Raw genomic sequence first — 14,367 nt, 5'->3', positions numbered from 1 at the left:
TTAAAGAAGGCCGAAAACGAATGTAAATCATTAATTAACAGCTATATAAAAAATTAATCACTTTCATCGTCCCACTGCGCAAGTCAGCTGCGTCGCCCACCTGGCATCTTTGTAATGTCGCCGGAAGGCAACCAGTTCTTTGATATCAACTGTACATCAGTACATCAAAATATTCTCTCCTGGGGAGAGAATGACAATAAACGAATAAAAGGTGGATCCATGTTGAGGGTTTCTGTAAGGCCCCAAAGTATGAGCAATCATATCCTGATCACCGGAAGCCTTTATTGTCCATTGTTGGGTCGCGGGTTCGACTCCCGCCTTCTGAAAAGAAGTAGATCAGTGGTAGATCAAACAATCCTATGCAGGTTCGAATCCTGCTTCCATTGTCCATGGAATAGCAAAATGGTAATGCACCGGACTTCGGTCCACAAAAGAAGGCAACTTTTCAAATGCCCTGATGAACACGCAAGGAGAAAACATCCGGCTGAGTAAGATTGCTCAAAGCCTGCATAGGCAGGCTGATCCTCCAAGGGAAAAACCGGAAAAGGAGCGGCAATACTACAAAAGCAACCCTGATGTCTGCTCTGCAGGAAAACAACAGATGGAGGAGACCTTCTAAGGCTGTCCATGACCACTATAGAAACGCTCGTAGTTGACATAAAACAGCAGGGAAGAGAAACTCCAAACAGCATTTTCTTCCGCAGGCATCGGATGGATGTTTTCAATTTGCTTATTACAGAAACAACACCTTAAAAAAGATAAAATAAATACACAACCATTAACACTAACAAAATGAAAAATATAGAAATCAATACCGACCATGTAGGACTGGTCTATAAAAACGGAACATTTAAAAAAGCCATCACTGCCGGAAACTACTGGTTCTGGTCTGGAGAGACTGTAGAAGTCTACGATCAGTCGAAAACCTTCATCGCTACTACCGAACTGAATGTATTATTGCTGGATAAAACCTTTGAACCACTGGTGCATGTCATCGACGTCAGAGATAAAGAGATTGCCCTTGTTTTTCAAAATGGCAACTTTAAACAGGTGCTCGCTCCTGGTAAATATGCCTTCTGGAAAGGACTGAACAACTATTCATTCCTGACTGTCGACATCAGCGATTACAATACGACCGACTCCATTGAACGCTATATCCTTGAAAAACCACAGATGTCAGCTTATGTGAGGTCCTTTAAGGTGGAGAACTATGAAACAGGGCTGATGCTCATTGATGGAAAGTTTGAAAAGGAACTTCCTGCAGGAACTTATTTCTGGTGGAAAAACCCGACCAATATACAGGTCCTGAAAGCCGATACCAGACTGCAGAACATGGATATTTCGGGTCAGGAAATCCTGACCAGGGACACAAAGCACAACTCAGGCTGAACTTCACCCTGCAGTACGAGGTATTCAACGTTAAAAAGGCATTGCTGGAGAACAAGGACTTCGAAAAACAACTGTATGTAAACATCCAGCTGGAGCTCCGCGAGCTCATTGGAAAGCTAAGCTTTGATGAGCTGATGGAAAATAAAGAACGGATATCCGGCTCAGTATTAACCGCAGCCAAAGATGCTGTGGCAATGCTGGGGGTACAATTGATAGGCTGTGGCGTAAAAGACATCATCCTGCCGGGTGACATCAGGGAGATCATGAACCAGGTGCTGGTTGCCGAAAAAAGAGCGCAGGCGAACCTGATTACAAGAAGAGAGGAAACAGCTTCCACCAGAAGCCTGTTGAATACCGCCAAACTGATGGAAGACAACGCCATGCTTTACAAGCTCAAAGAAATGGAGTATGTCGAGAAGATCACCGAAAAGATCAACACCATCAGCCTGTCCGGCAACGGCCAGATCATGGAGCAGCTGAAACAGTTATTTGTAAAATAGAAACAATAATGAAAACGATAATATTGGATAGGCTCCGATCTATAGAACAGGAGCACCAGATAAAAATACACTTTGCCTGCGAATCAGGCAGCCGGGGATGGCAGTTCCCATCCCCGGACAGCGACTATGATGTGCGTTTTGTTTACACAAGACCGATGGACAACTATCTTTCGGTAATGCCCGAAACAGAACACCTCAGCTTCCCGATCAGTGCAGAACTGGATGTCTACGGCTGGGACCTCAGAAAGGTATTGCGATTGATGATGAAGAGTAACACGACCATATTTGAGTGGCTACAATCACCCATAATATACCGTACAGATCCTTTATTTAAACAGGAACTGTGGCAGATGTGCGCTCATTTTTTCAATGAAAGACGCAACATCCACCATTACCTTGGCATCGCAAGAGGAGCATACGAAAGCTTAAGTGATACCGGCGAAATAGGGATAAAGAAACTTTTCTACGTGCTCAGATCATTGCTCTCTGCGAAATGGTGTCTGGACAAGAACCAGATCGCTCCCATGGAAATAGGCCCCTTAGCGGGCCTGCTTCCTGGACCATTACAAAAGATAGTCAATGATATGGTCGCCTATAAAGCGACTGCAAGGGAGCAGGAACTGGTCATGATAGACCCCATATTAAAAGCATATATAGACAATGAAATGATACGCATCAGCTCTGCTGAAAAAACACTAATCGAGCGGAATTTTGATGTTGTACCTTTAAACCAATTCTTAAAGAAAACACTTGAAGAAAAATGACCATACAGGAAATGAAAGATCGTGGCCTGCTGCTGTTCGAATGTGTCAGCGGCAGCAGGGCCTACGGATTGGCAACAGCAACTTCAGACACTGATATAAAGGGGGTATACTACCTTTCCCGGGATCAGTTTTTCGGACTTACAGATCTTCCTCAGATCAGCGACGAGCGTAATGATAAGGTCTACTATGAGCTGGGCAGGTTTGTTGAACTCCTGCTCCGGAACAATCCCAACATACTTGAAATGCTGGCGGCTCCGGAGGAGGATATTCTGTTCATGCACCCGGTCATGAAGCGGCTCAACATCTCATCATTCCTATCGAAGTTATGTAAAGATACCTTCGCCGGTTATGCTGTCACCCAAATCAGAAAGGCAAGGGGGCTTAAAAAGAAGATCATGAACCCATTTCCTATTAAGAGAAAACCTGTTACAGACTTCTGTTATGTACTCAGTGGTCAGGATATGACTCCGCTGGATAGGTGGCTGCAAACAAAAAATTACCGTCAGCAACAATGCGGATTATCAAAAATGACGCATTCGAAAGGCTTACACTCCTTGTTTTATGACCAGGAGCAGACGCGGAACTATAAAGGCATAGTGTCATCTGAGGCCTCAAATGAGGTTTCACTTTCCTCTATTCCAAAAGGAGCCACAGCAGTGGCCTACCTCTTTTTTAATCAGGACGCGTACTCCATATATTGCAAGGAGCATACCTCTTACTGGAACTGGGTGAAGGAAAGAAATGAAGCCCGGTACCAGCAACATAAGGAACATGGAGAACCCTATGATGCCAAAAACATGATGCATACCCTAAGGTTATTACAGGTCACACATGAAATTCTCAGCACCGGACAGTTAAATGTGCGACGCCCGAACAGAAAGGAACTGCTGGACATCAAATCAGGACAATATAGTTATGAAACATTGTTGTCTTTATCTGAAGCTACCATAGAAAAGATAGAACAAGCTGCTGAAACCTGTAGTTTGCCGGAACGCCCGGATAACGAGGAAATAGAAAAGATACTTGTAAAAATGAGAGAAGAACTCTATCAAACTTAACAGACGATATCAGAAGAATAACATAATCGTCTTTCTGTGAAAGACGATTTTTGAATAACTGTCTTTCACAGAAAGACGATTTCACATTTCAGCAAATAAAAAAACCGATTGTCTTTCCTAAGACAACCGGTTTTTTATATATCTGAATCGATCTTACTTAAACATATTTTTTAAAGCTTCCAGCTTCAGCTGAAGATCACCATCAGCCTGAGCTTTTGTTTTCTGTTCCGGCTTACGCGCTGGTTTTGCGCCTGCCGCTGCTCCTCCTGGCTTACCAGCACCCGTTTTACCGGATCCCGGCTGATTAAAACTTTTTGTTTTATCTCCAGCTGCTGAAGGCCTACCTGCTTCTCTGCGTTGATGCTTCTCCGGAGCCTTTCCGGTCTTCATAGAAAGCGAAATGCGCTTGCGTGCAACGTCTACCTCCACCACGGTCACTTCGACTTTCTGGTGTACTTTAACGACGTCATTCGGATTTGCTACAAAACGGTCTGCAAGCTGGCTGGTGTGCACCAGTCCGTCCTGATGGACGCCGATATCCACAAAAGCACCAAAGTTGGTGATGTTTGTGACGATACCCGGTAGCTTCATTCCCGTTTTCAGGTCGGCAATCTCATTGACACCATCAGTAAAGCTGAAAGCTTCAAACTGTTCCCTTGGGTCCCTTCCTGGCTTAGCCAGCTCATTCACGATGTCGTTTAAAGTCGGCAAACCAATCTCCTCACTCACATACTGCTGCAGTTTGATCTGTTTTCTCAATTCCGCATCTTTCACCAGCTGTGCAACCGTACAATTCAAGTCGCGGGCCATCTTATTGACCAACGCATAACGCTCCGGATGTACACCACTGGTATCCAATACCTGTTCCGCATCCCTGATCCTTAAGAACCCTGCAGCCTGTTCAAATGCTTTATCTCCTAAACGAGGCACCTTCTTCAGACTTTCTCTGTTTTTGAATGCCCCATGTTCATTCCTGTAATTCACAATATTCTGCGCCAGCTGAGGACCAAGACCTGATACATAGGCCAATACTTGTTTTGATGCCGTATTCAACTCCACACCTACCGCATTCACACAGCTGACCACCGTATCATCCAGCGATTGCTGTAATTTATTCTGATCCACATCATGCTGATACTGACCTACCCCGATAGATTTAGGATCGATCTTTACCAGCTCCGCTAAAGGGTCCATCAGCCTGCGACCGATAGAAACCGCCCCACGTACGGTAATGTCCTGAGTAGGAAATTCCTCACGCGCAACTTCTGATGCAGAATAGATAGAAGCACCATTTTCGTTGACCATCACCACGGTAATGCCTGTCAGACCAAGGCCGCGGACAAAAACTTCCGTTTCCCTGCCTGCAGTACCATTCCCGATGGCAATGGCTTCTACCTCGTGTTTTTTGCAAAGCTCATTCAGCTTGTCAGCGGCATTTTTAATATTGCCCTGTCCCGTATGCGGATAGATGGTGGTATTTTCCAACAACTTACCCTGTCTGTCCAGACAAACGACCTTACAGCCGGTCCGGAACCCCGGGTCTATCGCCAACACATTCTTCTGTCCCATTGGCGCTGCAAGCAGCAATTGCCTGGCATTTTCGACGAACACCCGAATGGCTTCTTCATCTGCTTTTTCTTTCGACAACGAACGGGCCTCCGTTTCCATTGCCGGGCCAAGCAACCGCTTGTAGCAGTCCTGAATGGCCATCTTCACCTGTGCCCCTGCAAGATTGGCACTTTTCACATACTGACGCTCCAGTATATCGATTGCCCCATCTTCCTCAGGCATCGTTTCCAGCTTCAGGATCGACTCATTCTCCCCCCGGCGCATGGCAAGTACCCTGTGTGATGGTGCGCCCTTTAAAGGCTCCTCCCACTCAAAATAGTCTTTATATTTAATGCCCTCTTCCTCCTTGCCTTTTACTACTGTCGACTTGAACGTCGCTTTTTGCTGGAAGTAGTGGCGCATTGATGTACGTGTTTCCGCATTTTCGTTGATGATCTCCGCGATGATGTCTCGAGCACCCGCAAGTGCCTCTTCGGCGTGATGAACACCAAGTTCTTCGTTCAGGAATTTTGCAGCCTCGGCTTCAGGATCAGATTTCCCCTGCTCCAGAATGGTCAGTGCCAAAGGCTCCAGTCCCTTTTTGCGTGCTTCTGAAGCCCTTGTTTTACGCTTCGGTTTATATGGCAGGTAAATGTCTTCGATTGTAGCAATGTTTGCTGCCGCATTCAGTTGCGCCTCCAGCTCTGGCGTCAGCTTATCCAGCGCGGCAAGTGCCTTCAGGATGGCCTCACGCCTTTTGTCCAGCTCGCGCAGCTGCTGAAACCTGTCGCGGATCCCCGCCACCTGCACCTCGTCCAGACTGCCGGTAACTTCTTTACGGTAACGGGAGATAAAAGGTACGGTAGCACCCTCATCCAACAACTCAATGGTCGCAAGGACCTGTTTTTCTGCCACACTTAACTCTGCAGCGATGATTTTAGAATGATGACTCATCTTATACTCTGGTTTGATGTCCTAAACGCACAATTGGCGCCAAAATTACCCCTAACATTTGACATCCTCAAATAAATAAAATGTTAATGATTTGTTTAATTACCGGTCCGCACAGCTCAACGAAGGTGCCTTTCGGTATGTCGTCGCCAGTTAGACAGGAACCACCTTCAGGGATAATGAATTGCAAAAACAAAATAGCCCAATTCAGAAAAAATGAGCCTTAACATTACATTACTAAAATGTAATTAACTTTGATAGTATCATATGATACTATCGCTATGAAATTCACCAAACCTCCATACACAATCACAAGTGAAATACTCAACTTATTATCAAGAGTCTCAGAAAAAATTGGCGAAGTAAATTCGGTACAACTAAACAGACCTCCTGCACAGCTCCGAAAGTCCAATCGCATCAAAACAATACAGTCATCATTAGCCTTGGCCATTCAACTCCATTTATTGTATTTACGTTGGAGAGCATATTAAATCCCTAAATATGCTATATTCTACCCCAAATATTTCACTTCTGAATGATGATAGAATTTCCATTTTTAAAGAAGTAGTAGGGAACAGGAATTTTACTCGTAAGGAGTATCTTCAATATTTCAAAACAATTTCTCCCGCAACCGCAAGTCGTGATCTTAAATCAGGTACCGAAAAAGGCATTCTAAACAAAACAGGCGATAAAAGAATAAGCAGTTATGTTTACAGATAAATCTATTTTTCACGTACGGGACTTTCACTATGATATGAGTATATAATACAGAATGTAGTAAAAAAAAATCCCGCTGGCCTTCGCCAACGGGATTTCAAATATCAGGAATACAGCTGCTTATTTTGCAACGTACATTACTTCTTTAACAGCTTTAACCACTTTCTCCGCATTTGGAAGACTTGCAGCGATCAATGTCGGTGCGTATGGAAGCGGCACATCTGCGCAGGTGATACGCAATACCGGAGCATCTAAATAATCAAAAGCATTTTTCTGCACATTGAAAGCAATCTCTGAAGAGATAGAAGCCAAAGGCCATGCTTCTTCAACAATCACCAAACGGTTGGTTTTCTTTACCGACTGGATGATGGTCGCGTAATCAATAGGACGTACTGTACGCAAGTCAATCACCTCAACGTTAACACCTTCTTTTGTCAGTTCTTCCACTGCAGGGTTCACCACGCGGCTCAGCATCTTACCGAAAGTAACAATCGTGACATCAGTACCTTCTTTCACCACATTTGCTTTACCTAATGGCAGGTAGTACTCCCCTTCAGGAACTTCACCTTTATCACCATACATGACCTCCGACTCCATGAAGATCACTGGATCCGGATCAAGGATAGACTGCTTTAACAGACCTTTAGCGTCATAAGGTGTTGCCGGAACAACCACTTTCAGACCCGGGCAGTTTGCATACCAGTTCTCAAAGTTCTGAGAGTGCTGAGCACCCAGCTGTCCTGCATTTCCTGTAGGGCCACGGAAGACCATAGGAATAGAAAACTGGCCACCGCTCATAGATAACATCTTTGCAGCACCGTTAATAATCTGATCAATAGCAACCAAAGAGAAGTTGAAAGTCATAAACTCTACGATTGGAATCAATCCATTCATCGCGGCACCAATACCGATACCTGTAAAACCCAGCTCGGCAATCGGCGTGTCAATGATGCGCTTGTCACCAAACTCATCCAACATACCCTGACTAACCTTATAGGCACCATTGTATTGCGCTACTTCCTCGCCCATTAAAAAAATGTTCTCGTTTTTACGCATTTCTTCGCTCAAGGCTTCACGTAACGCTTCTCTAAATTGAATCTCTCTCATTGTATATTCAAATATTAACTGTCGGCAAATATAACTATTGTAAATTAATTATAAAGTAGTGTTTTAATTACACTTTGTTTTATGTCATTTCCCATATATTATTTCCCGCAAAGGTTGCTGTATGGACAATAAACGCAGTTTTCCATCGCTGTAGTATGGCTGAACGGCACCGATGGATCAAACAGCTCCTCCAGCTTCAGCCGCAGCAGGCTGCTGAAATTCTCCTTCAGTGCTTCCAGATGCTCTGCCTGTAAAAGCACTTTCTTCCGGCTTTCGCGACTGTAGAAAAGTGTGCCCTCCTCCCTCATCTTACGTACAATGTACAGGTTCGGCTCCACACCACGAATCCCGCGCGCCTGCTCATACACATAAGTGTAAAAGAGCGTCTGCACCAGGGCTTTGTTCTGCTGCGGACTATCTCGCTCAAACAACTCCTCAATGCTGCTGTAGCCGATCTCGTCCCTGCCGGTCTTATAATCTACAATCCGGACCACCCCATTGCGCTGATCTACACGGTCGATGATCCCAAATAAAGTCACACGCCGCTCCTCCCCCTGCACCTTTATGGTAAAAGGAATCTTGTAGTCTTCATCATTCTCCAGCTCTATCAGTGTAAAGGGGGCTTGCTGTTCGTCATGATCGAGGATCACATTCGCATATTCTGCCACGATGGCCAACATCACCTGCTCCATACCGCTATGCTCCGCACGGGCCTCCTCCTGGTCGAACATTACCGTTGCAAATGCAGACTTGCACAATTCGCCGAGCGCCTTGCGTGCCCCCGAAATGCGCGCTTTCGTAATGTGGTCATCATCGGCCTTCAGCCCCGCATAAAAACGCTCCAGCACCAGGTGCAGGGTAGAACCAATGCTATTGGCCTCCAGGTTTTCTGCCAGCTCCTTAGGCTCTTCAATCTTCGCGATGTATTTATAGAAAAACTGTATCGGGCAATTCAGATAGGTGGTGATGGCTGTGGCTGACAGCCGTGGCTGGTAAGCCGCATGGCCCTCCAGATAAGCATGGAGCCGCTCCAGCACGGCACCTGTTTTAGGAATGCTAAAGTCGGACACCGTTTCAATGGCCAGGGCCTGCGACTGATCATAATATTTAAAGGTATAGCCACTTTCAAATTCCAGCTGGCGCAGAAAACGGCTCGGCTCCCCTGTATTGTTGTCGTCAGCCTGCCCGTTATATACCAGGCTGACCTTCCGGGAACGCTGCAGAAGCCTGTAGAACATATATGCTGAGATCGCATCCTGGTTTTCCAGTACCGGCAGACCATAAGCCCGCCTGATGCTGTCGGGAATAAAGCTGGGGGAGACATTTACCTGTGGGACAACACCTTCATTCAGACCAAGAACATATACATGCTCAAAATCAAGGCTCCTGCTTTCCAGCAGCCCCATCACCTGGATGCCCTGCAGGGGCTCCCCGCTGAGTGGCACCGCAATGCCCTGTATGGCCTTTTGAATCAGCGACAACACAAAAGGTAAAGGCAGCCGGGAGGCGTAAAGCTCCAGTGTATCGTGCAGCCTGTTCAGCTCCTTGATGGTGGCCGCAAAAAGATCGGCCTCCGTCTGTTTCAGCGTTTTATCTTCCAGCTGGCGCTCTAGGATGCGCTTGAACACCTGCTGCAGACTGGAAATGGCGGTCAATCCACCGCTCACACGACTGAAGAACAGCTCCCACAACAGGCTCTCCTGCAATCGCGACAATGGCACTTCCACCAGCTGACCGGCAAGAATCTCCTGCTGCAACACATCCCGTTGTTCGGCAGCAACACCTGTCAGTGGATGCGACAGAAAAGCCTCCACCTCCCGGTAATAAACGGTGTCCTTCTTCCCCTCCGTCAGCTGTGACTGGATGCTCAGCCAGAGGTCCGCCAGTCCAAAGATCGACGAGGCCAGCAAAGGATAACCCATGGTTACATTCAGGTCGATGCTGTTCAATCCCTCCACCGTCTGGTAGGATGTGGGAATGGTCTGTAACACCGGCAGCAAGAGGCTTTCATCAGCAAGGATCAGCGCGATCTTTCCGGCATTGTCGCGGCTATCCAGCATGGGATAATCCTGCAGCAGCTCCTGTTGCAGGATCTTCGCCTGTGCCGTCTGACCCTGAGTTTTGTAGACTTTCACTTCCTTCTGAATGCTGCGGATCAGCTCTTTTTGTTCCACAAGTGCATTCGGCAAACCCAGTCGTTCTATGTTTTTCCGAAGGAACAGCCCCGCTTCCTGGGTATCGTCCTTCATGTAATAATCATCTGTATCAAAATAAAAGAGGCCTTTCTCCTCCTTCTGCCAGCGCTTAAAAATCTCCGCCTCGGCATTGCTCAGCGCATTGAATCCTGCAAAGACCAGTTTACCCCGGGCAAAGTCGGCCACAAACTCAGGCCGGTCGGCCTTTCCTTCTGCCAGCAAACGGTAAACATGCGCCATCGTGGTCAGGCCCTTTGCCTCCAGCGCAGCGTGAAATCCGGCATATAACTTCGGCATGCGTCTCCACATCCGGATGAACTGCTCCTGGTGGTTCAACTGCTTGCCTGCGGAGAAGGACGACCAGAACTGCTCCAGAAAGGCTTGCTGCTCGGGGCTCAGGTGCTGAAAGTCCCTTTCGATGATGGCAATGTCCTTCAGCTCCTCAAACAGCTGACCGGCATTCACCAGGTCATTGTCGATCTGCGCAAAGTCGCTCAGGATGATCCTCGCAATGGGATAAAAGACATCCGGGTTCAGCGGTTTACTGCCCTCCTCCGCCAGTAGCAGGTTGTACTGCTGCAGCAATGTAAAGAATTGTGTAAAGCCATCAGCGATCTCCAGACGTGTCGACAAGGCGAAGAATTCCTGTATGGTAAAAAACGAAGGACTCCAGAAAGGCTTACCAATGACATCAGCCAGGTGGTTCTGGAGATAAGGCACAGGCCTTTTATTATTAAATACGATTGCTGCGTGATGTAGCTCGGCACCAAGCCGCGCCACCAGATCTTCTGCAACTTCTCTTAAAAAGGGCTTCATGCTTACACTAATTTTAATTCGCCGCTCAGGGCATAAAACAAATAGGTCTTCACCTGCCGATAGCCCATAGCCAGCAACAAATTGCGGTAGCCATGCACCTGTCGGATGTGTGCCTTGCTCTCCTTTGAGGTGAACTTATAGTCGATCACTGTCACCTCCGAACCTGAGATCAGTACCTTATCCGGCCGGTAGCTCTTCCCGTCGATGTCGATGATGCTTTTTTCATTGACCGTCTCCTTGCTGCTGCGCAGCAGCTCCTGAAGCTCCAGGTGTTGCATCACATGATATACCTGCTGCTTCAGGCCGCCAAGTTCATCTACCTTGAAATAGCCCTCATTGAGCATGGTATTCAGAACGGCCTCTGCCTCCACCAGATCCGCAGCACGTGCCAGCACCTCATGCAGTATGCTGCCATGACGGCCGGCTTCATTGCCGGTCAGCAACTCCAGCTCACGCCTTTTCAGGTCATTGTTAAACACCTCACTGAGCCTGCCCGAAGTCGGATATTCATGCAGGTTCAGCAACTCCGGCCGATTGGCTGCCACACTGGGCGGCCCCTTCTTTTTCAGCACGGGGTCATCGATCAGAAATGCTCCATCTTCATTGAGTTGCTCGCCTAGTGTGAGCGACAGCAGGTCGCCGATGGTGCTCACCGTATCTGTTTTTTTCCCCGGACAGGTCATGTACAGGTATTCCTTTGTCCTGGTCGTCGCGACATATAACATGTTCAGCGAGTCCATATTGTTATAGAGCAGTTCCTCGTAATAAGGGATGGCTACTGCCGACTGAGCCAGGTCTTTGTTATATTTCAGGGGGATGCTCTGCAGCTGGTGGTATGGCGTATTCGCGGCAGGCACCCAGAAGATGCTGTTGGCCTTGCCATTGATATCCCAGTTGCAGAAGGGCACCATCACCACCTTAAAGGCGAGGCCCTTGGATTTGTGGATGGTGATGACCTGTACCGCATCGGTACTTTCCGAAGAGGGCAAGGTCTTCCTTCTTCCCTCCTCCTCCCAATAGCTGAGAAAGGAGGTAATCCCCTTTTCGCCCTGCCGTGCAAAGTTCCCCGCAAGGTCGCGCAGTGCAAACAGGTAAGGCAGGTGTGCAGACTGCGAGGGCTGGTCGAGGCCATAGGCACCGATCATCTTCTCCAGCAACTCCGGCAAGGGCTGCTGCATCCAGCTTTTCCAGTGCTCACAAAGTACAGCAGGCAGGATGCCCGACAGCTCATGGAGGCCTTTCTCTTTCAGGTCAAACCAATGCACCGGAATGACCTGCTCCCCCTTCAGCTGCGCATAGAGGCTGATGCAGTTTGCCTTATACAAAGCAGTATTGTTGGGCAGTCCGGCCATCACCATTAATGTGTTAATGATGATCTTCACTGCGGTATTATTTTCAATGAGCAACGCTTCCCCGGAGATCACATTGATCTGGTTTTCCATCAGTGCATCTACCACCGCAACAGCCTCTGCATTGGAACGCACCAGCACACAGGCATCTCCTGCCTGATAACGCTGCTCCTCAACAATCAGCCGCTTCAGGGTAAGCACCATCCTGCGGATGGCCTCAGCCTTAAAGCCCGACCTGCCCAGGCTGGCCCCCTCGGCATCAGTACTAACGACACTAATGTCGATACATCCTCCTTCAGCTGTTTTTGGCGTCAGCTGCTGCTCCGCCTCCTGGTAAACGTCGGTGATGATCCTGTCAAAACCCCGCTCCTGCCACCATTGCTGCAATGCGGCATTCGCCGACTGCCCCTCAATGGCCTCATTCAGGCGACGTTGCATCAGCAGGGGCAATGCCTTAAAAAGCATATTGTTGAACCGTATGATGTTCTCCGTGCTACGGTAGTTCTCCTCCAGACTGGCGGCAGTAACATACAGCTCGCCAATGTCTTTTTTTGCCTGCTGATGGAGGATGTTCCAGTCGCCATTCCGCCAGCGGTAGATCGACTGCTTCACATCCCCGACAATGAGGTGGTCGATCAGGCGGCCGTTTGCCTCCGCCATGGCGTTCCTCAGCAATGGCCTGAAGTTGCCCCACTGGTTGGCGGAAGTATCCTGGAATTCGTCAAACAGGAAATGGCGGTATCTGCTGCCGGTCTTCTCCCAGATGAAAGCCGGGTTGCTATCATCACTTCCTGTGATGCCCTTCAGCAGGTTCTGTGCATCACTGATCAGCAGGTTGCCGCTCTCCTGACGGTAGGTCTTGAGCAGCACGGCCATTTCCTGCATCAGGCGCAGGTAGTATAAATTTTTGTTGAAAGCCTGTGCCAGGATATAGGCAGGAAGCTCTGCCACGTAGGTATCGCGTAATTTAGCGAGCAAAGGGTTAAGGTTGCCGTAAAGACCCGGATCGGCGCCCGGTTTGAACCACTCTTCAGGCTCATTAATCAGTTTCGCCAGGCTCTCGATTTTAGAGAAATCGCCATCGGCCACTTTCTGAATGGCGAGGAGTGGGGAGCGCGACTTCCCCTTAAGCTGATCCGGGCTGATGTCCGCAGCCTCAAAGACGGTCAGCGCCCGCAAGGCAAGCTCTTTAATGTTGCGCTCAAAAAAAGAAACCTGTTCTTTGGTAGCCTTGCTGTATTCCGCAAACAACACATTCAGGTCGCTATGCTGGATGAGTTCCTGTATCGCCTGGTCGAAGGGCTGATAACGTTCCTTAAAAAGCTCCCCGGCAAGGTCCGTCAGCTCGGTACGGTAATTCCAGCTGATGTTATTGCTGATCCGGTCTAAAGCAAGATCAATGATCCACTGCAACAGGGCAGGGTTGTTGTCCATCTGCTCGTCGAGGCGGTCTGCCAGTTCATTTTTCACCTTGTCGAAGTTCATCTCCAAGGCATAACCGGAGTCCAGCCCCAGCTCAAAGGCAAAACCACGGATGACTTTCTGCACAAAGCCGTCGATGGTACTTACCGAAAAACGACTGTAGTCGTGCAGAATCCGCTTGTAAATGCGCGCCGATTTCTCCTGCAGCTCCTGCCTGTCCAGGTCCGGATGGCCCTTCAGCACCAGCAAACGATAATCCTCCACCTCCTCTGCAGCGGTAGCAAAACCGCGGAGCACTTCCATAATCCGCGTTTTCATCTCTTCGGTAGCCTTATTGGTAAAGGTCACCGCCAGGATCTCACGGTACTTGGTTTCTCCCGACAGCAGGATGGTCAAATAATGAGCGGTAAGACTGAATGTTTTACCCGATCCTGCAGAAGCTTGAAGTATTTTTAGAGGCTGTAGAGGCATCATGTAAAGCTAAAACAATATTCAGATTACACAAAACCATCCATTGTTTCTTATTTTCGTATTTCATTCGCCATTAAACA

Annotated in this window: 9 protein-coding genes and 1 tRNA gene; 6 read left to right on the top strand and 4 right to left on the bottom strand. The window is 48.0% G+C overall.

The window, feature by feature from the left end; genetic code table 11:
• Positions 1–323 precede the first annotated feature (323 nt).
• The 6 genes from PBAL39_RS25370 to PBAL39_RS12685 all read left to right on the top strand — a co-directional run bounded on the left by PBAL39_RS25370 (position 324) and on the right by PBAL39_RS12685 (position 3,711).
• Positions 324–390, top strand: a tRNA-OTHER gene (locus PBAL39_RS25370).
• A 67-nt stretch (positions 391–457) separates the two neighbouring features.
• Complete coding sequence (locus PBAL39_RS25365; protein ID WP_008242027.1) at positions 458–619, top strand: hypothetical protein; 162 nt, start codon at positions 458–460, stop codon at positions 617–619.
• Between the two features lie 173 nt (positions 620–792).
• The gene (locus PBAL39_RS25585) at positions 793–1,389 is read left to right on the top strand and encodes a hypothetical protein (RefSeq protein WP_008242024.1); all 597 of its coding nucleotides are present in this window, start codon (positions 793–795) and stop codon (positions 1,387–1,389) included.
• Positions 1,278–1,889: a slipin family protein gene (locus tag PBAL39_RS25580; RefSeq protein ID WP_198139818.1), complete on the top strand. Its 612-nt coding sequence runs from the start codon at positions 1,278–1,280 to the stop codon at positions 1,887–1,889. Before PBAL39_RS25585 ends, PBAL39_RS25580 begins: the two co-directional genes overlap by 112 nt.
• 8 nt (positions 1,890–1,897) lie before the next feature.
• Positions 1,898–2,653, top strand: a complete 756-nt coding sequence (locus PBAL39_RS12690) for a nucleotidyltransferase domain-containing protein (RefSeq protein ID WP_008242022.1) — start codon at positions 1,898–1,900, stop codon at positions 2,651–2,653.
• Positions 2,650–3,711 (top strand): DNA polymerase beta superfamily protein, encoded by a 1,062-nt coding sequence (locus PBAL39_RS12685; protein ID WP_008242021.1) that lies wholly within the window; start codon positions 2,650–2,652, stop codon positions 3,709–3,711. Before PBAL39_RS12690 ends, PBAL39_RS12685 begins: the two co-directional genes overlap by 4 nt.
• A gap of 153 nt (positions 3,712–3,864) precedes the next feature.
• Here PBAL39_RS12685 and PBAL39_RS12680 read toward each other — a convergent pair whose 3' ends face one another.
• The 4 genes from PBAL39_RS12680 to PBAL39_RS12660 form a co-directional block, all read right to left on the bottom strand.
• On the bottom strand, positions 3,865–6,213 hold the full coding sequence (locus tag PBAL39_RS12680) for a Tex family protein (protein ID WP_008242020.1): 2,349 nt from the start codon (positions 6,211–6,213) through the stop codon (positions 3,865–3,867).
• Positions 6,214–7,047: 834 nt separating this feature from the next.
• Entirely contained in the window at positions 7,048–8,034 is a 987-nt protein-coding gene (locus PBAL39_RS12670; RefSeq protein WP_008242016.1) for a pyruvate dehydrogenase complex E1 component subunit beta, read from the bottom strand.
• A gap of 98 nt (positions 8,035–8,132) precedes the next feature.
• Positions 8,133–11,045: a PD-(D/E)XK nuclease family protein gene (locus PBAL39_RS12665; protein ID WP_008242015.1), complete on the bottom strand. Its 2,913-nt coding sequence runs from the start codon at positions 11,043–11,045 to the stop codon at positions 8,133–8,135.
• Between the two features lie 2 nt (positions 11,046–11,047).
• Positions 11,048–14,290, bottom strand: coding sequence for an exodeoxyribonuclease V subunit beta (locus PBAL39_RS12660; RefSeq protein ID WP_008242014.1), 3,243 nt, complete (start codon positions 14,288–14,290; stop codon positions 11,048–11,050).
• Between the last annotated feature and the right edge of the window lie 77 nt (positions 14,291–14,367).

This window comes from Pedobacter sp. BAL39 (assembly GCF_000170795.1).
Taxonomy (GTDB): domain Bacteria; phylum Bacteroidota; class Bacteroidia; order Sphingobacteriales; family Sphingobacteriaceae; genus Pedobacter.
Note: the sequence above shows the minus strand (reverse complement) of the source record. Positions and strands in the feature narration are given on the sequence as shown.

Excerpts from the sequence above, each read along its gene's own strand:
- PBAL39_RS25365 (WP_008242027.1), top strand. The coding sequence starts at position 458 with ATGAACACGCAAGGAGAAAACATCCGGCTGAGTAAGATTGCTCAAAGC.
- PBAL39_RS25585 (WP_008242024.1), top strand. The coding sequence starts at position 793 with ATGAAAAATATAGAAATCAATACCGACCATGTAGGACTGGTCTATAAA.
- PBAL39_RS12690 (WP_008242022.1), top strand. The coding sequence starts at position 1,898 with ATGAAAACGATAATATTGGATAGGCTCCGATCTATAGAACAGGAGCAC.
- PBAL39_RS12685 (WP_008242021.1), top strand. The coding sequence starts at position 2,650 with ATGACCATACAGGAAATGAAAGATCGTGGCCTGCTGCTGTTCGAATGT.
- PBAL39_RS12680 (WP_008242020.1), bottom strand. The coding sequence starts at position 6,213 with ATGAGTCATCATTCTAAAATCATCGCTGCAGAGTTAAGTGTGGCAGAA.
- PBAL39_RS12670 (WP_008242016.1), bottom strand. The coding sequence starts at position 8,034 with ATGAGAGAGATTCAATTTAGAGAAGCGTTACGTGAAGCCTTGAGCGAA.
- PBAL39_RS12665 (WP_008242015.1), bottom strand. The coding sequence starts at position 11,045 with ATGAAGCCCTTTTTAAGAGAAGTTGCAGAAGATCTGGTGGCGCGGCTT.
- PBAL39_RS12660 (WP_008242014.1), bottom strand. The coding sequence starts at position 14,290 with ATGATGCCTCTACAGCCTCTAAAAATACTTCAAGCTTCTGCAGGATCG.